Annotated in this window: 11 protein-coding genes; 10 read left to right on the top strand and 1 reads right to left on the bottom strand. The window is 58.6% G+C overall.

The window, feature by feature from the left end; translation table 11 throughout:
* The first annotated feature begins 24 nt into the window (after nt 1-24).
* From ACFFT4_RS10460 to ACFFT4_RS10450, 3 genes are all read left to right on the top strand, one after another.
* Nucleotides 25-411 (top strand): OsmC family protein, encoded by a 387-nt coding sequence (locus tag ACFFT4_RS10460; protein WP_378047393.1) that lies wholly within the window; start codon nt 25-27, stop codon nt 409-411.
* A 312-nt stretch (nt 412-723) separates the two neighbouring features.
* Nucleotides 724-2,439 carry an ABC transporter ATP-binding protein gene (locus ACFFT4_RS10455; protein WP_378047392.1) on the top strand — a complete coding sequence of 572 codons (1,716 nt, stop codon included), beginning with the start codon at nt 724-726 and terminating at the stop codon, nt 2,437-2,439.
* A 67-nt stretch (nt 2,440-2,506) separates the two neighbouring features.
* Nucleotides 2,507-3,877: an RsmF rRNA methyltransferase first C-terminal domain-containing protein gene (locus ACFFT4_RS10450; RefSeq protein WP_378047390.1), complete on the top strand. Its 1,371-nt coding sequence runs from the start codon at nt 2,507-2,509 to the stop codon at nt 3,875-3,877.
* Nucleotides 3,878-3,962: 85 nt separating this feature from the next.
* On the opposite strand, the gene ACFFT4_RS10445 is transcribed toward ACFFT4_RS10450, so the two are convergent.
* Nucleotides 3,963-5,084 carry a polysaccharide deacetylase family protein gene (locus ACFFT4_RS10445; RefSeq protein ID WP_378047388.1) on the bottom strand — a complete coding sequence of 374 codons (1,122 nt, stop codon included), beginning with the start codon at nt 5,082-5,084 and terminating at the stop codon, nt 3,963-3,965.
* 271 nt (nt 5,085-5,355) lie between these two features.
* Between ACFFT4_RS10445 and ACFFT4_RS10440 the strand changes: the two genes are divergently transcribed.
* The 7 genes from ACFFT4_RS10440 to ACFFT4_RS10410 all read left to right on the top strand — a co-directional run bounded on the left by ACFFT4_RS10440 (nt 5,356) and on the right by ACFFT4_RS10410 (nt 24,939).
* On the top strand, nt 5,356-14,139 hold the full coding sequence (locus ACFFT4_RS10440; protein ID WP_378047386.1) for a cadherin-like beta sandwich domain-containing protein: 8,784 nt from the start codon (nt 5,356-5,358) through the stop codon (nt 14,137-14,139).
* 547 nt (nt 14,140-14,686) lie between these two features.
* A complete protein-coding gene (locus ACFFT4_RS10435; RefSeq protein ID WP_378047384.1) occupies nt 14,687-17,056 on the top strand; it encodes an alpha-L-rhamnosidase-related protein in 2,370 nt (789 codons plus the stop codon).
* A gap of 753 nt (nt 17,057-17,809) precedes the next feature.
* Nucleotides 17,810-18,928, top strand: coding sequence for a GntR family transcriptional regulator (locus tag ACFFT4_RS10430; RefSeq protein ID WP_378047383.1), 1,119 nt, complete (start codon nt 17,810-17,812; stop codon nt 18,926-18,928).
* A gap of 357 nt (nt 18,929-19,285) precedes the next feature.
* On the top strand, nt 19,286-20,965 hold the full coding sequence (locus ACFFT4_RS10425; RefSeq protein WP_378047381.1) for an ABC transporter substrate-binding protein: 1,680 nt from the start codon (nt 19,286-19,288) through the stop codon (nt 20,963-20,965).
* Nucleotides 20,966-21,055: 90 nt separating this feature from the next.
* Nucleotides 21,056-22,972 carry an outer membrane protein assembly factor BamB family protein gene (locus tag ACFFT4_RS10420; RefSeq protein ID WP_378047380.1) on the top strand — a complete coding sequence of 639 codons (1,917 nt, stop codon included), beginning with the start codon at nt 21,056-21,058 and terminating at the stop codon, nt 22,970-22,972.
* 15 nt (nt 22,973-22,987) lie between these two features.
* Nucleotides 22,988-23,821: a carbohydrate ABC transporter permease gene (locus tag ACFFT4_RS10415; RefSeq protein WP_378047378.1), complete on the top strand. Its 834-nt coding sequence runs from the start codon at nt 22,988-22,990 to the stop codon at nt 23,819-23,821.
* A gap of 20 nt (nt 23,822-23,841) precedes the next feature.
* Nucleotides 23,842-24,939: a GntR family transcriptional regulator gene (locus ACFFT4_RS10410; protein WP_378047377.1), complete on the top strand. Its 1,098-nt coding sequence runs from the start codon at nt 23,842-23,844 to the stop codon at nt 24,937-24,939.
* The last annotated feature ends 207 nt before the right edge of the window (nt 24,940-25,146 follow it).

Below are 25,146 nucleotides of genomic sequence, written 5' to 3'. Positions count from 1 at the left end.
CGACAACCAAGGAGAGATACGGCGATGACAACGGTGAAAATTACGCAAGGCCAAAACGTAATCTACAACGGAGCGGGCTTGCAGGTGATCGGCAGCACCGGGCCGAACCTTAACGGGCTTAACCCGAAGGAGCTGCTGGAAGCGGCGCTCGGTCTGTGCGTGTCGATCTCGATGCAGAAGAAGCTGGCCCGCGACGAAATCGACTACGACGCCTCGGAGATCGAGATCGATGTGATCGTGCGCAAGGGGAAGGGCGTGACGGACCGGTTCACGGATTTCGAGGTGTCGCTGAAGCTGCCCTCCTCGTTGGACGAGGCCTACAAGCGGGAGCTGATCGAGAGCGCCGAAGAGGTGTGCACGATCGGCAACACACTCAGAAACGGGGCTTCGATCAAGACGACGGAAGTGTAAGCCGGCGGAAGCCTACGTCAGCAAGGCCCCGCGTGAGCCGGAAGAGGCTTGCGGGTTAACGGCGCCGAAAGCGCCGCACGTCAGGAATCGGCAGGAGGGCGAACGCGCCCCCTGCTTTTTTATTGCCGACAGCGGCCTGCAAGCTCAGGCAGGCGGCGATTAAGTCCCGATAGACCCAAATGTCCAATTATAAGGCGAATAAAATCCATTGCATTTTTCTCCCATGCCCGCTATCATCATTATGATAATGATTATCAATCGCAAAGAACGTAATCATTAAAATATGGTATTGCCGGGAGGGCGCGAAGCTTTATGCTGCGACGTTTTTTTGCTTATTACAGACCTTATAGAGGTTTGTTCATTCTCGATTTCAGCTGCGCGATATTGGCGGCTTTGCTGGAGCTGACTTTCCCGGTGGCGGTCAACCGGGTGGTCGACGATCTGCTGCCGAGCGGCAACTGGGTCTGGATTCTGTACGCCTGCCTGGGCTTGCTCGGCGTATACTTCGTCAGCTCCGCGCTGCATTACGTCGTCACCTATTGGGGCCACAAGCTGGGCATCAACATCGAGACGGACATGCGCAAAGCGCTGTTCGACCGCGTTCAGAAGCTGTCGTTCCGGTTTTTCGACAACACGAAGACGGGGCATCTCGTCTCGCGGATGACGAACGATCTGATGGACATCGGCGAGATCGCGCACCACGGGCCGGAGGATCTGTTCATCGCGGTGATGACGCTGGCCGGCGCGTTCGGCATCATGCTGAGCATCAACTGGCAGCTCGCGGTGCTTACCTTTATTATCGTGCCGCTGATGATCTACCTGTCGCTGTACTTCAGCCGCAAAATGTCGGTCGCCTTCGACAAGATGTTCGCGAACATCGCCGACTACAACGCGCGCGTGGAAAACAACGTCAGCGGCATCCGCGTCGTTCAGGCGTTCGCCAACGAGAAGCACGAGATGGCCAAGTTCGCCGACAACAATAACCGTTTCCGTCTGGCCAAGCTGGTCGCTTACCGCATTATGGCCTGGAACTCGTCGCTGAGCTTTATTTTGATGAAGGCCGTGTCGTTGTTCGTGCTCGTCTGCGGAACCTGGTACGTCATCCAGGGCCGCATGACCTACGGGGAATTCATCGCCTTCATCATGCTCTCGAACGTCTTCCTCGGGCCGATCCAGCAGATCAACTCGGTTATCGAGACGTATCCGAAAGGGATCGCCGGCTTCAAGCGGTTTCTGGAGCTGCTGGAGACCGAGCCGGACGTGGCCGACGCCCCGGACGCGGTCGAGGTGAAGCAGGCCAGAGGAGACATTGTCTTCCAAGGCGTTACGTTCGGCTACGAGAACAAGGACAAGGTGCTCGTTAACGTAAACCTCTCGATTCGCGCGGGAGAGACGGTTGCGCTCGTAGGGCCGTCAGGGGCGGGCAAGACGACGCTCTGCTCCTTGCTGCCGAGATTTTACGACGTGGACGCGGGGGCGATTCTGGTCGACGGCATCGATATTCGCCGGATGAAGCTGGAATCGCTGCGCTCCCACATCGGGATCGTGCAGCAGGATGTTTTCTTGTTCGACGGTTCGATCCGGGAGAACATCGCCTACGGCAAGCTTCAGGCGACCGAGGAGGAAATCTGGGAGGCGGCGCGGCGCGCGCAGCTGGAAGAGATGATCCGCTCGCAGCCGGACGGGCTCGACACGCTGATCGGCGAACGGGGCGTCAAGCTGTCCGGCGGGCAGAAGCAGCGGCTGTCGATCGCGCGGATGATACTCAAGAATCCGCCGATCCTCATTCTCGACGAAGCGACGTCCGCACTCGACACCGAGACGGAAGCGGCGATTCAGCTGGCGCTGACGGAGCTGTCGCAGGGCCGCACCACGCTCGTCATCGCCCACCGGCTGGCGACGATCCGCAGCGCGGACCGCATTGTCGTCGTCTCCGACCAGGGCATCTCCGAGCAGGGGCGGCACGAGGATCTGGTCGAAGCGGGCGGCACTTACAGCAGATTGCATCGGGCGCAATTCGGAAGCTGATCGGTTGTGGCGATCGGTGGAATTATAGTAAAATTAATTCCACACAAAACCGATCGAGGGTACAGCAATGCCATTGCCGCAATTATTTTTGGACAAGATGAGAGAGCTGCTGCGCGAGGAATACGAGGCTTTTGCCGCCAGCTACGACGAGGAGAAGGCTCAAGGCTTAAGGGTGAACCCGTTAAAGGCGTCCGTGCAGGAATTTGTCCGGATCGCTCCATTCGCGTTAAGCGGAGTGCCCTGGGCGTCGGAAGGGTTCTATTATGGAAAGGAAGACCGGCCGGGCAAACATCCTTACCATGAGGCGGGTCTGATCTATATTCAGGAGCCCAGCGCGATGGCCGTCGGCGCGCTCGTCAATCCCCTGCCCGGGGAAACGGTGCTCGACCTGTGCGCCGCGCCGGGAGGGAAGACGACGCATCTGGCCGGCCGGATGAACGGGGAAGGGCTGCTGGTCGCCAACGAGCCGCATCCGGCACGCGCCAAAATCCTGTCCCAGAACGTCGAGCGGATGGGCGTCCGCAATGCGGTCGTAACCAACGAGATGCCGGACAGGCTCGCGGAGAGATTTTCGGTATTCTTCGACCGGATTCTGGTCGACGCTCCTTGCTCGGGCGAGGGCATGTTCCGCAAGGATCCCGACGCCTGCGCGGAGTGGAGTCCCGATCACGTGACGATGTGCGCGAGCCGGCAGCTCGATATTTTGGAGAGCGCCGCAAGGATGCTGAAGCCCGGCGGGCGGCTCGTCTACTCGACGTGCACGTTTTCTCCGGAGGAGAACGAAGGAACGATCAGCAGATTCGCGGAGCTTCATCCGGAATTTGCGCTGGAGGACGCGCAAGCCTATGAAGGGTTCGATCGGGGCCGGGCGGACTGGACTTCGGACGCTGCGCCCGGCATCGGCGAGACGCTGCGGCTGTGGCCGCATCGCATACGGGGCGATGGCCACTACGCCGCCGTGCTGAGGAAGATGGACGGCGAGGAACAGCCTGTGAGACGCAAGTATCCGAAGAGCTTGACCGACCGCAAGGCGTTAAAGGATTACTTCGCGTTCGCCGAAGAGACGCTGACGGATACGCCTGCGGGAGAATTTACTTTGTTCGGGGACCAGCTGTACCTGCTGCCTTCCGGGATGCTCACGCTCGACCAGTTGAAGGTCGTCCGCCCGGGCTGGCATCTGGGCACGCTCAAGAAAAACCGCTTCGAGCCCTCGCATGCGCTGGCATTGTCGCTCAAGGGGGAAGAGGTCCGCAACCGTCTGAGCCTGCACGCGGATTCGCCGCAGACGTTTGCTTATTTGAAGGGGGAGGCCCTGCAGGCCGAAGGACCGAAGGGCTGGCATCTCGTCGAAGTCGACGGGTATTCGCTCGGCTGGGGCAAGCTGGCCGAGGGCACGCTCAAAAACCATTTTCCGAAAGGGCTTCGCTGGCCCGGATAATCAAACCAAAAGGCATGCAGCTCCCGATGCGATCGCGCGGGGCGGGCATGCCTTTCATTTTCCGACAGGAGTATTCCAAAAAAATTTACAGGCCGACGTTGCGCCTGCGTCCTTGAAGAAGTCTCCAGCCGGTCCGCAGCCAGAGGAGTCCGACGACCAGCCAGGCGGCCGCCAAGATCATGAATACCGATTTGCGGGCGATGGGGGACAGGAAGGGCGAGTATGCGGTTTGGAGCCGTTTCTCGGCCTTCTTCATCAGCTCGACTTGCAGCGCCGGATCGTTATCCATTCCGCCTGCGTTGAGACGAAATCCATTCGTCTGGCCCGCGGCGTTCAATCCGCTGCGCACCGTGAAGGTGATGTCGATGCCGAGCCGCTTGCAGATGTCGAGCGCCGCTTGGGAATACGCGCCGTAAGGGAAGGCGAGCGCGTAATTCGGCGTGCCCAGCTCCGCTTGCAAAACCTCGTTTGCTTTCCGCAGGTCCTCCGTCACGCGCCACTCGTACTCCTCTTCGGTCTCCAGCCTTTTTTCCTTTTTCAAGTATTTCGGCTTGGCCAGCAGCGGCTTCAACTCCTCGTTGCCGGGAGCGGTGGGAGCGTAGTGATGGGAGTCGAACGTATGGCTGAAAAATTCGACCCCGCCCTGCTGCATTTCCTTGACCTGCTCCCAGTCGGCTTTCGGGAAAGCGCCCTTGTCGTCTCCGACCTTGCCGACGATCAGGAAGGCGGCGGACGGGGCTCCGTACTGTTTCAAGAGCGGGTAGGCCTGGCTGTACAACGATTCGTATCCGTCGTCGAAGGTCAGCAGTACGGCGTTGTCGGGAACGTGAGTCGAATGAAGAATGAAATCCCTGTATTCGCTCATCGTAATCCATTTGAAGTTGTTGGCTTTCATCAGCTCGAGCTGCTTCCTGAAGTTGGCGACGCTGAGCGATTTGCCGTCCTTCGGCTCGGGGCTGACGTCATGATACATGAGCACAAGAACGCGATCCCGGTAATACACGCCGGCCGGTTCGGTCGGAGTCGGCTTCAGCCCGTAATAGACGGAAGGGGATTTATCCAGCGCGATCGCCTGCACGAGGGCGGGAACCGCGCGATGTAACGAAGGGAAATAGGAATTGTACCAGCGGATCGTAAGCAAGCCAAGCGCGAAGCCGCCCAAAATCAGCAGCGAAGTTAAAACCAGAAAAGTTCTTTTGAGCTTCATTCTCTAATTCCTTTCAGTCCATTCCGTTGGTTGATTATGTAATCCCTTCCTGATTTAATCATAACAGATTTTGCGAACGGATTCGAATCATTAGACGAGGAGAGTCGGCCAAGTGTTGCAAGGGGGAAACGATCTATTTTTCGCATGCCGGGCTGCCCAATCAGGAATGTTTATTATTTGTTTATAGCGGATGTGTAGAATAAAGTCGAATTCTATCGATTGGGAGAGATACATAATGGGCCGAAACAACTATAAGAATGGAGGAGCGGACTTGTTGCGCAAATCTTGGAACACGGGACTGGCTAAACTGTTGGTTGTCGCGCTGCTGCTGCAATGTTTTCCTCTGATACAGGCGGGCGGCATCGCTTCCGTTTATGCGGAGGATCTGGACGGCGATCAAGGCAACTATGAGTCGACCAGCGTTACGCAAAGCACTTACGGACCTGACGAGCCTTACGAACCTGAAGAGCCAAGCGTAACAACCGTCACCTATGGAAACGATCATTTGATCGATTATACCTGGGAACGGATGACGGGAGGCACATTTAAGCCGAATGCGAGAGACGCGGCGGCCATGGCCTACGACGAGAAGTACAATAATGTCGTGATGTTCGGAGGCGAGGGGAACAGCAGCCTGCTGGACGATACCTGGATATGGACCGGGGGCGCGATCAACTCTTGGGCGGAAGTTTTGCCGACGACCAAGCCGGCCAAGCGCAAGCATGCGGCAATGGCTTTCGATCCCGTCAGCCAAAGCGTCATTCTCTTCGGCGGGGAGGGGCAATCCGGCACTTTGCTGGGCGATACGTGGAAATGGGACGGCAGCTTCTGGACGCAAATGACCGGATTGACGCCGTCTCCTTCGGCGCGCAGCGGTGCGCAGATGGCCTCTGACGGACAGAATCTGATTCTGTTCGGGGGGTATACGCTTAGCGGTTCGACTAAGGTGCCGAATCGCGAAACCTGGCTTTGGGATGGAACGTCCTGGTCGAACGCGACCCCGGCAGATCCGGGCGATTCTCCGCCCGGAGCGTATAACGGCCAGATGAGCTTCAATGGTCAGACGGCCGTTATGTACGGCGGGATTACGGGAACGGTGACGGTAAGCGGCCATACGATTAAAGATAGCTCTCCGTTTTTGTGGATCTGGAATGCCGATACGAAAACCTGGAGCTCGACGCCCGGCCCGCTGGATTTCGGCCGTTGGGACCATGCGATGGCGTACGACGGCAAGCGAACCGTTATTTTCAGCGGAGCGCGGGACTATATTCATTCCAACAATGTATTGGTGCCGGAATTAAAGCTGCCTTCATCCATGTATCCTTATCCGAGAACCGGCATGGCCTATGGATGGCACAACGGGAAATGGGAGGAATCTCCGCAGTTCGGATCGTCTGAAGGCGCGTTTTTGGACGACGTTGGGTACCCGGGCCAGCTTCAGCTTTGGCCGAATATAACACCTTTTCCGATTACGGGCGCCAGCATGGCTTTCGACGGGTCCAAATTTATCGTTTTCGGCGGTCATCGCGATACTGTAAGTGTCTATACCATGCATCAAACGCAAACGCCTGATAAGCAGCCGCATTTGGATCATACGGAGCCTGCCAGCCGAATGAACGAAACGTGGGCGTTCGGCTATACGCCGCCGTCCGCTCCCGTCATCGAGTTGGTTGACGGCCCGCTCTTCTACTTCGATCCGGGGCATATTGACGATACAGTCAGCTTTATTACGGAAATTCAATCTACTGGCGGCAGAACAGTCAGCTCGCGAGGGATGGAGTATCGGCCGTATACGGAGGAAGGCAGCGAGGAATGGATTTCCGTCCCCTACACGGGCACAAATCCGCAAGGAGTCGGCTCCTTTACCGTTACACTGACCGGTCTCGACTGGCATCTTAAATACGAAGCCCGGGGCTTTGCCGTTAATGAAATAGGCAAGAGCTATACCGAGATCAAGCCGTTCGAGCTGGAGGACGATACGGATATTCTCCCGCCGGAGGTTCGTTTCGATCGCGTCGGCGCGACCTACGTCCATGTAAAGGACAGGAAGCGGATCGTTGCCATCGGCGAAGGCATCACCAATCTGCTGCGCAAGCCGCTGGATCAAATTCATTTTCATCTGAAGAACGGCGCTGCCGAGCATACGCTAAAATATAATATTTTGAACGGTCGTCAACTGGAGTTGACCTGGGAAGAGGATTTACTCCCGGGAAAATATGACGTCGTACTTGAACATGATTTCTATAATAAAGAAGCTGATAAAGATACGTCCGAAAAATATACGTTCCCGGAAGGGCTGCAGTTGATTGCGCTGGACTTCTACAAGCCGCGCGATTTCGCGTGGGTGGACGTGCCAAGCACATCCTCGGCCAACGAGCTTAGTGTTCTTAGGCTGCAAGGACCGTTTACGGAAACTCCGGAGGCGCCGAACGTATACGAGCTGAACGACGTCTCCGAGGTCGTTGCGATTAACAATACCGTTATGTTCAAAGGCAGCAGCCTTGTTGTGGACAAGAGCAATTCGGCGCAATCCGTCATTACCGGAGAAGGGCGCCTGTACGTCAATACGGGAGGCCAAGGGGCGAACGCGTCGTATACGCTGTACGACGGAAGCTTCGAGCTGACTTCGAACGATTTCTCCATCGTCTTGAGCGACGGCAAGGCCGCCGATTATTTGGGCATCGATATGCCTCTTAAACCGACGAAGATTACGTTCACCAAGGACGGCGTGAATTTGGCCGGTTCTCTGGAGCTCGGCTTTATGGTCGGCAGCCAGAAAGTGTCCAAAGCGATTGCCGTCGACGATCTGCAATATCGCTACGGACGGTTCGAGCTGGTCGGCGATTACCCGCTGGACAAGAGCTTTAAGGTCGGTCCGATCGACGTAAGCGACACTTCCTTCGTCATCGACAGCCGTTATCCGATGGTTAACGTGAAGGGCAAGGGCAAGCTGCCGGGAACGGACATCGGCTTCGACCTGCGTATGAAGCTGAACCAAGGACGGCTCGACGAGATCGGCTTCAGCATGTTCAACAAGTCGAATTTGGGCTCCACAGGCCTGCAGGTCGATTATTTGTACGGCAACGTGGACAAGCTGGCCGGCAAGACGCAAATACCGCAGCGTCTCCCGGTATCCGGTTCGGTGACGGACGTTCTCGTTCCGCAGCAGAAGCATCCGGCGGTGAGCAGCAAGTTTAACCTGCTCGGCACCGACGAGATCGCCGTCAATCTGACGCCTTACGGCTTCGACGCGACGGGGATCGAATATTACTACTGGCTGCCGATCAAGAACATGACTTTGCAAGCGGTCGTTAGTCCCTCGATTGCAGGGATCAACGGCTTCTCGAAGCCGGGTTTCCTGGCGTCGGGCGACATTAACGCCTTCGATACGATCAAAGGCAAAATCGCGGCGTATTCCTTCAATAAAAAAGGATACGACGGTATTCTGAAAGCGACCGTATACGTGCCGAAGGGCATTCCACGCATCGGCGGCGCGACGATTCGCGATGTGGTCTTAAGCGTGAACGACAAGCAAATGATCGGGATGATGAAGCACAACGGAATTAATGCGAGAGTGTCGTATACGTTCAGCAACAATACGATTTTGTTCGAGGTCGAAGCCGAGCCGCCGAAGAAGTCCTGGTGGGAGAAGGGGCTGGATTTCGTCGGCAACCTCTATAACAAAATCGACGATTTCTTCGAGAAAACCGCGCCGCTGGGCGACATTCTCGAGGAATTGATCGGCGCCGAGCCAAGCGGGCTGTCAGACTTCAGGCTTGCGGCCGGAGACGATTGGGCGAAGAGCTTCGACTTTGCCCGGTTCAACACGGTTGCCGCCCTGCCGACGGCATCCGGCGAGATGCAGAAGGTGTACGAGATGACGCCGGTGAACGGAATCGTGCAGCCGCAGGACGCCGCGGAGCGGAACGCGAAGGCGCGTTTTGCGGACGGTCAGCTGACCTCCGTTGAGCAGGGGCTGCCGATGACCGTGCAGAACGCGGCCGCAGGCCAGACGTCTTCCGCGTTCCGGTCGGATCGCGCTTACGAGGCATTGATTGTGATGACGGGCGATCAGCGCACCGCGTCGTTAAAGGTTGCCGCCGTCGACAATCCGAAAGCCGAAAGCGCGGTGAGGCCGGAGACGGTCTACGATGCCGGATCGGATCTTACCTTCATGCGGGTTTCCTTGCGTAAAGGCATCTGGAAGCTTACGGTTGGCGACGACAGCCAGATTCGCGTTAACGAGCTGCTGTTCGCGAACCGCTCGCTGACGCTGGAGCAATTGGCTCAGGTCTGGATGCAGACCGGCGAGCGGCTGGTTACCTCCTTATTGGTAACGGAGCGCGGCCTTCATGAGCTGATAGTGGACGAGCCTCCCGCCGAAATGATTCTCTACAAACCGGACGGCAGACCCTATCATCTGGAAACGTCGCCGAGTCAGCCGGGCCGGAACGCCTTTACGGACGCCGACGGCCGTCAGCGCATTTTGCTGGACGCTGCCGAAACGGGAACGTGGCTGATTGTCGCCCATACTAGTCCTCAGGCGCATTTGAGCCGCGTGCCGGCGGATACGACTGTCGATCAGCTCCGGCAGTGGGTGCAGGACGCCGCTTATCCGACGGTGTTCGAGCTGGACAAATGGACCAGCGGCCAGGCGATCGTGGAAATTTACGGAGCGGACGAGCATACGAAGCTGTATACGCCGTCAGGCGATGAGTATGCGATTCAGCCCGATTCGAATGCAAGCGGTATGAACATGATCTATGACGAAGCCCAGCGGAAAATGACCGTATGGATCGACGGGGGCGAGCTGAAAGGCCAGTGGAAGGCGGTCGGCAGCAGCTTTGCGAGCATTCTGGCCTATAAATTGAACCGGAAGTTCAAGTCGATCAAGCCGCTGATTAACGAAGGCCGTTATTCGAAATATTTTAACGTGGTGGAAAAAGGCGACTACATGCTGACCGTCAGCGGCGGCAATGCCGACACGGTCATCCTGAAGCCGGACGGCTCCCGTTATACGCTGGACTTCACAGCGCCGGGCGGCAACGCGTATGTGCAGCCGGCGGCGGACCGGGTGCCGGGCGGTTCCTCCGGCGGCGATCCGACGGAGCAGTCGCAGGTCGCAACGCCTTATCCTGCCGAGGACGGCCGGGACATGCTGTACATCTCTCTGCTGGACGCGCCTGCCGGAAGATGGCTGGTGCAGAACGGCACGCGGACGGAATTGGAAATCCAGAAGCTGATTTCTCTGCCCGAGGTGAAAGCATCCGTAGCCAAGGTGGCCGACAATCGCATTCGCGTGACCTGGTCGACGGCGAATGCCGCTCCCGGCACGGAAGTCGCGTTGATGCTGACCGGCGGCAAGGAAGATTATATCGGAGACGCGCTCGCGGAAGCTTTGCCGGCATCCGGCATGCTCCTGATCGATATTCCGGATTCGGTGCTGCCCGGAACCTATTATTTGTCGGCCGCGGCGACAAGCGAAGGCGAAGCGCCCGCTTACGGCGTTGCGGAAGAGACGGTGGAGGTCAAAGCCTCCTATGCGTTGGCCGCGCCGACGCAGCTTGAACTGCTGTCGACGGGCAATGGCGAAATATCACTGGGCTTCAAGTCCGTATCCGGCCAGGTGGAGAAATATCGGGTATGGATCGGCGAAGGCGCGGGCAGCCAGCCGGTTAATCCGGCGATGGACATCGAGCCTCAGGCCGACGCAACCCAGCAAGTGGTCATTTCCGGACTGCCGACGAACGCCGACTATACGGTGGCGGTATCGGCAATCGGCCAGTCGGACGGCCGGGTCGCGCTTAGCCCGCTGTCCGCAAGCGTCGCCGTGACGCTGCCGAATCCGCAGCCGGCCGCGCTTGCCGTGTCGCTGGATGCCGGGGGCAGTCCGGCTGCGGTCAAAACCAAAACCGTCCAAGCTTACGACGGCAGCGACCGCGTGATATTCTTTACAGCCGCAGACCATGCTCTGCTGAACATCGAAGCCGATCAGACGACGGCGGTAACCCTGACGATTGACGGGCAGCTGCTTGGCAGCAGCGCTCAGATAGCGGCGGGCGGCGTTCACTCTTTTGATTTGAATGTGCTGTTGAACGTCGGCGCGCTGGAAGAGCGGGAATACAAACTGCTGGTCGAAGCGGTGAACGAGCGCGGCGACCGCAGCTTCGAGACTCGCAGCCTGTTCGTAGATCGTACGGGGCCGCTGCTGATCGTTTCCGGCAAGGATGACGCGGGAACGCCAATCCCGCTCAACGGCTCGGTGGACAGCACCGGCAAGCTGCTGCTTGTCGGACAGACGGACATCGGGGCCAAGCTGGTCATCGGCGGCACGACCGTGCCTTTGGATGACGAGGGCCGCTTTGTCTACTACGCTCCGCTCGATTGGAGCGTCAACGCGGATCGGATTCCGATGGAAATTGTCGCTTCCGATGCGGCCGGCAACACAACGGAATACGGCTTTGAGGTACTGAAGGACAGCGACGGGACGTGGGAAGATTTCCCCGGCGATCTCGCGGCGCTGACGGTGGGAGGCGCAACATTAGACGCCGCCTACCAGTTCGGGAAGCTTGCCTATGAGGCGAAAGCCGATTCGAACCGGGTACGCGTCTTCGCGGTTCCGATGGTCGGAACGTCGACGGTAACGATCGACGGACAGCCGCTTTCGGCTGACGGTTATGTCGAAGTCGATGTGCCCGACGCGGGGAAAACGGTGCAAATCCGGGTTCAACCGGCCGGCAGCGAGCCGGAGAAGCTCTACGCGCTGCAGATCAGCGGAGGTTCGAGCATATCTCTTCTCGGCGATCTGACGATAAAATCGCAGACGGACGAAACGATTGCCGCAGCTCCTTTTGCGGGAACGGAAGAAACCTACGAGGTCTATGTTGATCATACGGTGGAAGGCGTGACGTTGACGCCAAGCGCGTTGAAGGCCGGATCGACGGTTAAAGTCGACGGCACCGCGGTGCCAAGCGGGCAAGCCTCTCCGCTGATCGCTCTTCAAGCGGGCGAGAACATCATTCCGGTTACCGTCGTGTCGCCTGACGGCGCGCAATCGCGCGTCTACCAGATTAGCGTCTGGCGGGAAAACAGCGGCGACTCCGAATTGCGTCAGCTGGGCACTCAGACGAGCGGCGCGGTGCTGACGCCGGGCTTTGCTCCGGAGATTGCGGATTATCAAGTGTACGTGCCGGAGGCGACAACGGTCTTTACGCTTCTGCCGGTTGCCCATCCGGACGCGGCCGTTCGCGTTAACGGTCAGCTTCTGACCGGCAGCGCGGCGACGCTTCCGTACGACGGCGACAGCCTGACCGTGCGGATTGAGGTCAGCGCGCAGGATGGAAGCATACGCGACTATACGCTTCACGTTGTGCGTCAGAAGGGCTCGCCGGAAGCGCCGCCGCTGCTGTCCGCTCTGGAAGCGAGCGCGCGGATTGACGACATCTTTACGCCGTACAAGCTGAGCTACGGCACGAAGCAGAAGGTGAGCCAGAGCAGCGTGTCGATTACGGCAACCGCCAACGACCCGCTGGCGACCGTCACCGTGATGGGCAAAACCCTGCAGGGAGGCGGCAGCTTCTCGGCAAGCCTGGCGACGGGACAGAATACAATCAACATTCGGGTCGAATCGCCGGATCAGAAAGTTTCGCAGACGTATTCCATCGGCGTGACCCGCGTAAGCTCCGGCTCGTCAACGACGGAGGTCGTGCGGCAGACGAAGGTTACCGGCGGAGCGGGAGATTGGGTCGTGCAAATTCCGATCGTCCGGACCGTCGGGCCGGACGGCAGCGTAACCGATACGGTGAAGCTGGACGCGGACAAAGCGAAAGACATCGTGGACAAAGCGAAGCAGGGCAAGACGAACGTCGCGCGAATTCAAGTGGACGATCTGCCGGACGATCCCGCCGCCGAGCGCTTCGTGAGTCTAAGCGCCCAAGCGTTGACGTTTCTGTCGGACAACGCGCTGTCGCTGCAGATCGAACTGCCGGAAGGCGTCATCGAGCTGCGGAGCGATTCGCTGAAGCAGCTTGGCCTGAAGGGAACGGACGCCTACTTCCGCGTCGTGCCGATCGTTGCGGCCGGCGAGCGAAAAGCGGTGGATACGCGCGTCCTGAACGCGGAGCTGATTACGGAAGCTGCGGGCAGCCTCCCGGTTTCCGTGATCGGACATCCGATCCAGATTGAAACGAACTATACCGGCTTCAAGACGGAATTGCTGTTCCGTCTGGACGGCTTGAAGCTGCCTGCCGACAAGGCAGCGGCTCAAAGGCTGCTCTCGGGGCTGAACGTGTACATCGAGCACAGCGACGGAGAGAAGAAGCTGGCTCACGGAGAAATTCGTTACAATACCGACGGCAGCGTGGCCGGCATTGCCGTCGAGGTCGACAAGTTCAGCACGTTTACGATTGTGCGAATCGGCGCGGACGAGGACGGCGCGGCGGACGGAACGCTGGAGCCGTACCTGTCCGGCTATCCGGACGGCACCTTCCGTCCGTCGCAATCGATCAAGCGCGCGGAATTCGCCACGATCCTGCACCGTCTTGGCCTGGAGGGCGCGGACGCTTCCGCGGCTGGACAGGCTGGCGGTTATCAAGATGTGGCCGCCAAGCACTGGGCTGCGGAGGCGATTGCCGACATGCAGCGCTCGGGCCTGATGCGCGGGGATAACCAGGGCCGCTTCCGTCCGGAAGCCGCCGTCACCCGCGCGGAGATGGCGAGCATCGTCGCCAGGCTGCTCCCGGCAGGAGCGGCGGATCGGACGTCGGTCGCTCTCCCGAGCGACGTGCAAGGGCACTGGGCGTCACCGGCGATCGGCCAGGCGCTGCAGGCGGGAATTCTGCAGGGCTACCCGGACGGCACGTTCCGTCCGGATCGCACCTTGACCCGCGCAGAGGCGGTACGGGTACTGAACCAGTTGCTCGAGAGACCGACGACCGCCGTCTCGACCTCCTCCTGGCCGGACGTACCGTCCAGCCACTGGGCGATTCGCGACATCGAATCGGCGTCCGGCACCGTAACGGTGTCGTCCGACGGCAGCATTCGTATCGTCAAATAAAGAAACAGATGAAGTCCGTGGACCCATGGGGCAAGTCCCCATGGGAGTCCGCGGACTTTTTTTATATCGTATAGACGCAGCGCCCCGCCGAAACAGCGGCGTGCGAGACCTCCAGTGGCGAGTCGCGGAGAATTTGTGGAATCGGGAGATTAACGGTCCGTGGGACCGTTATTTGTGGGCAGTGGGGGATATCGACGAAATAGCGGTCCGTGGGATCGTTATTCGTGGGAAATAGGGGATATCGGCGAAATAGCGGTCTGTGGGATCACTAATTGTGGGAAATGGGGGATATCGGCGAAATAGCGGTCTGTGGGATCACTATTCGTGAGGAATGGGGGATATCGGCGAAATAACGGTCTGTGGGATCACTAATTGTGGGAAATGGGGGATATCGGCGAAATAGCGGTCCGTGGGATCGTATCGGCACAGATGTGAAGGAGGATTAATTCTTTTTCGTTATATATAGACATAAAAAGTATATTGAAGTATCATTAAGTATACTAAATGATAAAAATCAGATACAGAGAATACCGGAGGTTGGGGAGCGATGGAGAAGTGGTCAGCAAGCTGGATCTGGGTGGAAGAGGGGCTGAGGAGCAACAATCAATATATGGAAGCGCGGGGCTCGTTCGAGCTCCCGATGGCAACCGAGAGCGCGGTGCTTCGCGTAACGGCGAACCAGGAATACGTGCTGTTCGTTAACGGCTTCGAGATCGGCAGAGGTCCTTCGCCGTGCGATAACGGCTCGCAATATTACGATATTTACGAGGTGGCGGAAAAGCTGCGTCCGGGACGCAATGTTGTCGCCGTTCTGGCCTATAACTTCGGGACGGACAAAGTGGTGACCGGACAGCGGCAAGGTCCGGGAGGCCTGCTGTGCCAGGTCGATTTGGGGCCCGTTGCGGAAGGCGGCGAAAAGGTGTGCGCGACAGCTACGGGAAAGGGATGGAAATGCCGCGTTTCTCCAAGGTGGAGGCCGGACTCGATTCGAGCGCATATGTGGGGCGGATATCGTGAAATTTATTTGGCCGATCGGGAGGACGGCTGGGAGCTGCCGGAGTATGACGATACGGACTGGGCGAACGCGACGGCCGTATTCGAGCCGAATGACAGGAGGTCGCCTTGGCCCAGGCTGCTGGCAAGGGAGATCCCCCATCTGCAGCGGCAATGGCTTCGGCCGATCGGCGTAATCGGAGAGATGGCCTATCTCGGAACGATAGCCAACGGGGATTCCGTGCTGGAGGGGGGAAACCGCTCCGTTCCGATGTCCATCGACGCCTCCGTGCCCGGCTCCTATCCGAACGTGACGTACGATTTCGGGACGGAAGTCGTCGGATATCCGGAGCTGGAGCTCGAGGCGCCCGAGGGCGGGGTCGCTCACCTTTTTTACGGAGAAGGGCTTGAGTTGGAGCATGTCGATACGTTCATTCTGAAAAAGGGGAGCAATCGCGTGAGTTCCTTCGGCAGACGGGCGTTCCGGTTTATGAAGCTTGCACTGCAGGGGACGCCGGAGCCCGTGGAGGTCCGTTCGGTGCGAATCAAGTCGGTGCACTACCCGTATGCGGAGCAGGGCAGCTTTGTTTGCAGCGACGAGAAGCTGAACCGCATTTGGGAAGTCGGCAAATATACGACGATCGTCAACAGCCAGGATCATTTTGAGGATTGCCCCCACCGCGAGGCCGCTTTATGGGTGGCGGACGCCGTCGTGATGGCCCGGGTCGTCTACCAGACATTCGGGGATTTGGCTCTGGTTCGCAAATGCTTGCTGCAAGTGGCGCGCATTCAGAACGGCGACGGCTCGATTCCGGGCACCGGGCCGGAGAACAATTCATTTACGCTCCCGGATTTTTGCGCGCATTGGCTGTTCGGCGTGAAGGAGTACGTCGACTACAGCGGGGACGAAAATTTCCTGGCCGAGCTGTGGCCTTCCGTCAACAGGCTGGAAGCGTGGTTTCGGACGCAGGAGGACGGGGACGGCTTGTTCGCCAATGCCAACCGCGACGGGTGGTGGTGTTTTATCGATTGGTCGGACGACATCGAGCGCAAGGATAAGGTGACGGCGATTTCCTGCTACTATTACAAGTTCCTACTGACTGTTGCGCAGCTTGCCAGACGCAGGGGAGAGGAGCCGAGGGCGCAGGAGTTGGAGGTCAAAGCGGACGGGCTGCGCAAGGCGGTTTGGGAGCGCATGCGTTTGCCGGAAGGGCCGCTGTTCGCGGATTGCTTGTCTGCCGACGGACTGTCCGACAGCGTAACGGCGCAGACCAATTTCGTCGCGGCTTGGTGCGGGATCATGGAGCCGGAGGAGGTCAAGCGTTTTATCGAGGATTTCTACCTGGCGGGCAAGCTTCCGCCGATCAAGGGCGCTTTTTTCTATCATATTGTCCTGGAAACGCTGTTTGCTTACGGCTATCGCGAGGAAGCACTGAAGGAAATTCGCTATTTCTGGGGCGCGATGCTCGACCGGGGAGCGACGACGTGGTGGGAGACGTTCGATCCGTCGCTGCCCGAATGCACGGTTCCCAGCCCTTATCTGGGCCATACGCCTACCTTTATGCAGGCCGCTATTCCGGTCAGCTTCTCGCACGGGTGGGGGGCTTCGCCTACCTACCTGTTGTCGCGCGAAACGCTTGGCGTCGACACCTCCCGGCTCGGGGAAGGCATTGTCGCGTTTCGTCCCGGCGCCGTGGGCGGACTGTCGTGGGCCAGGGGAACGATTCCGACGCCGCGCGGAGACATCGAAGCCTCCTGGTCCGCAGCGGAAGGCGGGGAGTATGCCTTCGAAGCGCAGCTGCCGGCCGGTCTCGAATGGTCCGCGGCCACGTCGCTCCAAAACGTCGAAGCGGCAAAGGACGGGGAGCGTACGCTCCTGACCGGCACCTTTACCGCTGCTCGATCCGACTATAGCTGCGTCTAAAGTGCCCCGTGCGGACGGCCGATTCTGGCCGTCCGTTCTCTTATCGCTCGCCCAGCCTGACGGAGATAAGCCTGTGCCGCGGGCTTAATGGATCGTACTCGCCAGGCCGGGGGGAGATAAGCCCGTGCCGCGGGCTTAACGGACTGCACTTGCCCGGCCCGGCAGAGATAAGCCCGTACCGTGGGCTTAACGGACCGCACTTGCCCGGCCCGGGGGAGATAAGCCCGTGCCGCGGGCTTAACGGACCGCATCCACCTGGCCCAGGGGAGATAAGCCCGTGCCGCGGGCTTAACGGACCGCATCCACCTGGCCCAGGGGAGATAAGCTCGCGCTACGGGCTTAAAAGACCTCCCCCGCCTGTCCCAGGGGAGATAAGCCCGTGCGACGGTCTTAACGGACCGCATCCGCCTGGCCCTGGGTAGATAAGCCCGTGCCGCGGGCTTAACGGACCGCACTTGCCCGGCCCGGCAGAGATAAGCCCGTACCGTGGGCTTAACGGACCGCACTTGCCCGTCCCGCCAGGCATAAGCCCCCGCCACAGTCTTAAAAGACCACCCACGCCCAGTCGAACGGGAATAAGCTCGTGCCGCGGCTCTATCAGCGCACTCCCCGCCACTCCAAGACCCAACCACCACCACCACGACCACCACGCCCGCTCCGCTGACCCGCGTTCGCAATCCCGGCAGCTGTTGCGTCTTGCGAAATATGCGGAGCTAAAGTATACTAATCCCAATTCGGGAGGAGTGTAGTCGCATGGTCACGGATAAATCGGACAAGACTCCGATGTATCGATACATCATGAACGATATTAAGCGCAAGATCGAGAACGGGGAGCTTAAGGCTCACGATCCGCTTCCGACGCAGATCGATCTGGCCAAGGCCTATCATACGAGCGAGATTACGTCGCGCCGCGCGCTTTCGGATCTCGTGCAGGAGGGCATCGTCTACCGGATTCGGGGCAAAGGCAGCTTCATTCAGGAGACGGGGGCTTCCGACTCGCCCAAGCCGATCCGGACGATCTTTTTCGTTCACCAGCTTAGCGACATCGGTGCGTTTAACCATCCGTTCTTCACGGATATGTTCGACGGGCTTAAATCCGTCTGCGAGAAGAACGGAATAGCTTTCCACATCTGGGATATCGGCGAGCATTACGTGCTTCCGCCGGACCCGTACGCCGGAATCGTGCTGCTTACGACGAAGGATTCGTTCGACCAGTCGCATCTGGGCCTCTGGCAGCAGGAGAAGAGACGAATCGTTACGGTGCATTTTTATTACCCGCACCTGGGCATTCCTTACGTAATCGTCGATAATTTGACGGGCGGTTATCTGGCCACGCAGCACCTGCTTTCGCTTGGACACCGGCGCATCGGAGTTATCCTTACGGGCAGCTCGATCCTCGAGCTGAATCAGGAGTTCTCGCTCAGGCTGCAGGGATATCGCCTGGCTTTGTCGCAGCGGCAGATTCCTTTCGATGCGGAGCTGGTTGCGATCATGAGCGGGGAGAACGAACAGGCGGGCATGGGCAGCGCGGGGTTCAGGCAGCTGATGGCCTTAAGCGACCCACCTACGGCGATCTTCGCGACAAGCGACCTGAAAGCGATCGGGGCCTTGAACGCGGCTATGGAGATGGGGGTCCAAGTGCCCGAAGAGGTCAGCGTGATGGGATACGACGACGTGCAAATAAGCGGGTACGCGTATCCGCCGCTGTCGACGATTAACCAGAATACGTTCAAAATGGGCGAGCGGGCGGCGCAGATCTTGCTGTTCGAATTGGCGGATGGAGAGAACAGGCTGCTGAAAGACGAGATCGTGCCGTACCTTGTGGCGAGACAAAGCACCGGACCGGTCCGGGGGGCCGACCGGCCGGAATGACAATCGCATAATGGCGCAGGCGTTGTTCCGGGAAGCTGTCGAGTCGGATCGGCGGCTTTTTCTTTTTCGGTTTAAGACGTCGTGGCTCGGTGAAAAGCATAAAAAAGGGTTGCTTTAGCCGCTTTCATATAGTATTCTTTTGTTATTAAAGTATACACAATATGAAATGTTATACTTTGGTGAAGAGCCGGTCCGCCAGGGAAGTCAAACCTCGCTGCTGCGAAAAGAGGGGACGCTGCAGGTATCTGCCGCTCTGCTTCTCGGTAGATCACGGCGCGCAGGGAAAGGAGAAAGGCGGCGGACACGTCATAATTGCAAACGTTTTCTCAAATCTGACGAAAATGAGGGTGAGTCGACATGTTCAAAAAGAAGGGGCTGGCTTTACTGCTAGGTATACTTATGGTTGCTTCTTTGCTTGCGGCCTGCAGCAAAAACAACAACGCTGCGGAACCGAGCTCCTCCAGCGCAAGCCCGAGCGGCACGGCGGCGGAGAGCCCGTCTTCAAGCGCCTCCGATAGCCCGTCGGAAGCGGCTCGCAATTTGCAAGGCACGATCAACATTTCCCTGCCCAGCGGTTCCTCGTCGGTATGGAACGCCGTGGCCAACGCTTACATGGCCAAAAATCCGGGCATCAAGGTTACGGTCGATCACAAGCCGCAGGAAGGCTACAAGGAATGGCTGACCGCGCAGTTCGCCGCAGGCACGCCGGAAGTGGACATGGTGGTCAACAACGAAGTGATGTCGCTGAAAAACGAACGGAAATTTATGGACTACTACGCTTATCTGGACAAGATGAACCCGTATACGGGCAAACCTTGGTCGGAATCGCTCGATCTGTCCGCGATGGGGATTAACCTCGAGGGCGTCAGCTCGGAGGATTTTCTTCCGGACCTGAATTTCGAATCCGTGCAGATCGTATGGGTCTACAACAAGGAAATTTTCGATAAAGTCGGCATTGCGGAGGCTCCGAAAACCTTCGACCAGCTAATCGCCGATTTCGAGAAGATCCAGGCGGCCGGATATACGCCGCTGGCGCTCGGGGGAGACTCCATGTCGATGTGGAGCGGCGAAGCCGGCTGGCTCGTGCGAATCTATGCGGACCAATATTTGCGGGATTATATCAATATCAGCCGTTCCCAGGAGCAGGACTATTCGTACGTGCCGGACATCGACGACAAATGGACGTACGATCTGAGCGATCCGTACAACGATGCGAACAGCAATGTGACGAAGAACGAAATACGCCATTGGAAGGCGATCCGCGATAAAGAAGGGCCTTACAAGGTGGTCGGAAATCCGAAATGGGAGGCTTACGCCGACAACCTGAAGCGTCTGTTCCAGTACGTGCCGGACGGTTTTTTCGGAGTGAAGGCCGAGCAGGCGTATAATCTGTTCCTTACGGGCAAGGCGGCGACCTTGATGGGAACGCCGGGGAACTACTTCCAATTGCCGAAGGATTTCGCCGACGAGGAGAAGAGCGGAGCGAAGGGCGGCGTCAAGCCGTTCGACTACGGATTTTTCAACATGCCGTCGATGGAAGGTCCCGAAGTCATGGCGCCGGCCAGAACGATTCAAATTCCGATCGGCTTCTACGGCTTCGTCAACAAATCGGCCGAGCAGAACGAGCTGAACGCCGACTTCATGATGTACCTGACCAGTCCGGAAGGCTACGGCGTGTACATCAAGGCGATTCAGGACAGCGACGACGCTTCGATCGCCGGAGCCCCGGCGCTGAAGGATGTAACGCTCCCTCCGGAAATGGCGGCGGCGTTCGCCAACTTCGAGCAGATCGGCAATACCGAAGGCTACTACAGCCCGGGCAACAGCTTGGCCCGTGGCCTTATGGATTACCAGCCTTCCGTGCAGGACTGGGTAGGAAGCGTGCAGCGCTTCTTCGACGGCCAGCTGACGACGGAGCAGTACCTGAGCGAGCTGCAGACCAATATCGACAAGTATCTCGAACCGGCTCTGAAGAACGCGAAGAAGGAGCTCTCCGACCTGGATACGCCGGAGAGAAGGCCGCCTGAACGTCAATAAGCCGATCCAACGGCACGGGCCGAAGCGAAGCCTGTGCCGTTGGATTTCCTATTGGGAAGAGGCAACCTGCAGGGGGAAGGAGAAGGCAGCATGAGAAAAATCGCATGGCTTGCGATCGCGTTACTATTCGTGCCGGGGCTTTTCCCGAGCGCCGCTTCGGCGCAGGAGCCGTGGGTCGTCGACGACGGAGGGGAGGTCACGTCGATTTCCGCCGGTTCCGATGGCAGCCGCCTTGCGGTCGGCAGCAGATCCGCCAAGGCGTTGGTGTACGACCTGTCCGGCAAGCTTATCTTCGAAACGAAGGCCAACAACGTCGTCAACGCGGTTGAGCTGCTGGATAACGGCGATCTGCTGGCCGCTTCCGACGATCGGAAGCTGTACGCTTACGACGCTCAAGGGGAGCCGCTGTGGACGGCCGATCTCAAGCGCCAGGTGAAGAGCATGTCGGCTTCAACGGACGGCTCCGTCATTGCCGCCGTCGTGCAGCGCAATAACGATCTGCTGTTCATCGACGGCAGGACGGGCGAGCCGCGGGGAGCCGTTCCGATCGGCACGACGATGAAAAACGTTAAAGTGTCGGGCAGCGGGAGTTGGGTCCTCGTCGGCTCTACCGACCAATACGCGCACCTGCTGGACGGCGAAGGGAACATCGTCGCCAAATTCGGAGCGAAGGGCCAGATCCAGGCGATCGACGTGACCGACGACGGAATTTCCGCAATCGGCACGAAGCTGGGCGAGGTGGAGCTGTTCGATGCCGGGGGCAAGGCGGCGCATGCCGCCAAGACGAGGGACTATCCGACCGATGTCGCGTTTTCGGCGGACGGCCGGACGATCGCCGCCGCCGATTTGTCCGGTTACTTTTATATTTTCGACGGGAACGGCAAGAAGCTGTGGGAGACGAAGGCCGGCAATGCCGGACGGGCCGTGGCGTTCGACCCCCAAGGCAAGACGCTGTACGCCGGCACGGACGACGGCCGCATGCTCGCTTTCGATGTCGGCAGCGTAATCGCGGCTTCGAAGAGCGATGCCCGCATGAAGACGATCGTCTGGGGAAGCGCCGCGCTCCTCGGGCTGGCGCTGGCCGCGTTCCTGCTGGGCTGGCTGAGAAGAAGAAACAAGCTGGGAATATTCAAGGAGATTTGGCGTTCGAAATGGATCTATGCCGGTCTTGCACCAAGCTTTGTTCTGATCTTTGCGTTTCTCTATTTTCCGGCATTCTCGGGTTTGTTCCATTCGCTATACCAGTGGCAGCCGGGAGGCCGAACGACCTTCATCGGCCTGGACAACTTCAAGCGCATGCTGCACGACCCGTTCGTCACCAAAGGCATCGGCAATCTGGTCATTCTGATCGTGACAGGACTGATCAAAACGCTAATTCCCCCGCTGATCGTCGCGGAGCTGATCTACCATCTGCGCAGCAAGAAGCTGCAGTATGGATTCCGCACCGCGTTTACGGCCTCGATGGTCATTCCGAGCGTCGCGGGGTTGCTCATATGGCAAAACTTTTACGATCCCAATCTGGGCCTGTTCAACAATTTTCTGCGGCTGATCGGACTCGGCTCGTGGGCGCACGGCTGGCTCGGCGATCCGAATACGGCGCTGTGGGCGCTCATCTTTATCGGCTTTCCGTTCGTCGGCATTTTGCAGCTGCTCGTCTTTTACGCGGGGCTGCTTTCGATCTCGGAGGAGATGGTCGAATCGGCCAAGATCGACGGAGCGACGCTGCCGCGCATCATCCGTTCGATTCATCTGCCGCTGCTGGCCGGTCAATTCAAGTTTCTGATCATTCTCGGACTGATCGGCATCATTCAGGACTTCAACGGCATTCTGATCGTCACGGGCGGCGGGCCGATGGATTCGACTTACGTCCCCGCGCTGCAAATGTATTACGCGGCGACCAAGTTCAGCGAGCTGGGCTATGCGTCGGCGCTTGGAGTGAGCATGTTCGCAGTTATCCTTATCATTACGATCGTCAATCTGAAATTTATTAAAACGGAAGACCAATAGGGAGGGGACGAGATTATGCGGCTGTTCCACATCGTTACGATCCGCCAGCTCGTCATCATCGCGCTCCTGGCGGCGCTCGTCTTTCTGACGCTCGTCCCGATCTTGTTCATGCTCGTCAGCTCTCTGAAGAGCAATGCGCAAATTTTGGGCAATTTCTGGGGGCTACCCGCCCCGGCCAGATGGGGCAACTATGGCGAAGCCTTTCACAGCATCTGGCGCTATATCGTGAACACGCTCGTTTACGCCGTCGTCGGAAGCGTTCTCGTTATGGCGCTGTCCTCGGTGTCCGGCTATTTGTTCGCGAAGAAGACGTTTCCGGGCAAAAATTTCCTATTCATGCTTATGCTCGCGATGATGATGGTGCCGGGAATTTTGACGCTGATTCCGTCCTACGTGCTCTACGAGAACATGGGGCTGACGAATACGCCGTGGGCGATTATTATCGCCTGCGCGGCCGGAGGCCAGATTTTCGGCACGTTTCTGTGCCGCACGTTCATGGCGGGGCTGCCGGGGGAATTGTTCGAGGCGGCGCGCATCGACGGAGCAACGGAGAGGCGGGTGTTCCTGCAGGTCGTTATTCCGCTCTCCGTGCCGATTCTGGCGACTCTGTTCATCATGCAGTCGGTCGGCGTATACAACGATTACATCTGGCCGCTGTTGACGATCCGGGACAGCAGCATTCAGGTCATATCGGTCGGCCTGACGATCTTCACCCGGCAGTTCGGCATTACCGATCTGGGAACGCGGTTCGCGGCTTATTCGATCGCGTCTTTGCCGCTGCTGGCGATTTTCTCCTTCGGCATGAAATATTACATTCAGGGCATGACGCAGGGTGCGTTAAAGCTGTAAGGGGATCGGAGGCGAGCCGCATGACGGACAGAAACGCGCCGATGTATCAAGTCATGATCGAAGAGCTGAAGGCGCAAATCCGCGGCGGAAAATATGCCCCAGGGCAACCGCTGCCGAATCAGCGGCAATTGGCCAAGCTGTATCGTACAAGCGAGATCACATCCCGGAGGGCGCTGACCGAGCTTGTCAACGAAGGCTGCGTCTACAGGGTGCGCGGGAAGGGAACGTTCGTCCGCGGCGGAGAAGCGGAGGCGGAAAGCCCGGCGCCCGTTCGCCATATTTTTTTCACCTATCACAATCTGTCCGTGGATTCGCTTAACCACCGGTACTGGGGAGATATGCTGGAGGCGATAAGCGAGGTTTGCGAGGAGAACGGGGTCGACTTCCATATGTGGGCGGTCGACGAACGCTACCGATTGCCGGAGGAGCCGGGCGCGGCGTACGTGCTGACGACCCCGCCCTGCGACTTCGACCAGAAGTCGCTCGAGAGGTGGCGGGACGAGGGCAAGCGGTTCGTAACCGTTCAGTTCTACTACCCGCATCTGTCCATTCCGTACGTTGTCGCGGACAATTTGACCGGCGGATACTTGGCCACGCAGCATCTGCTGTCGCTCGGCCACAGGCGGACCGGCATCATTCTGACCGGGAGGTCCGTCGTCGATCTGAATCAGGAGTTTTTGCTTCGGCTGCAAGGCTATCGCTTGGCGCTGCAGCGGCAGCAGATTCCTTTCGATCCGGAGCTCGTATGCGTGATGGACGGCGAACTGGAAAGCGCGGAGATGGGCTACCGCGGCTTCAAAGAGCTGATCGGGAGAAGCGGGGAGCGGCCGACGGCGATATTCGTCACCAGCGATCTGAAGGCGTTCGGCGCGCTGAAAGCGGCGCAGGACATGGGGCTCGAGGTGCCCGGCGACATCAGTCTCGTCGGCTACGACGATATTAGAATCAGCGCCTACACGTATCCGCATCTGACGACGATTAACCAGAACACCGCGCAGATCGGCAGAAGGGCGGCGGAAATCTTGCTTCGCGAGCTGCCGAGAAGTCCGGGAGAGCTCGTCAAGGACGAGATTGTGCCGCGATTGATCGTTCGGGGGACGACCGCGGCTCTGCGATAGATACTCGATTTCTTAGAACATGGTCAGCCGCTTGAGAGGAATTGCGAGGAGGCTCGGCGACGTTTCTTCGGTTTTTATAGTCGAAGTCATCTTGACATGAATACGGGTTAATGTGAAAATATAGCTGTGTTGGCACTCGGATGAAGCGAGTGCTAAACCCTCGAACCCCAGCCGAATGCGTTTATGCAGCTAAATTTTACATATCCC

Source organism: Cohnella cellulosilytica (assembly GCF_042431195.1).
GTDB lineage: Bacteria > Bacillota > Bacilli > Paenibacillales > Paenibacillaceae > Cohnella > Cohnella cellulosilytica.
This window is presented reverse-complemented; position numbering and strand designations above follow the sequence as displayed.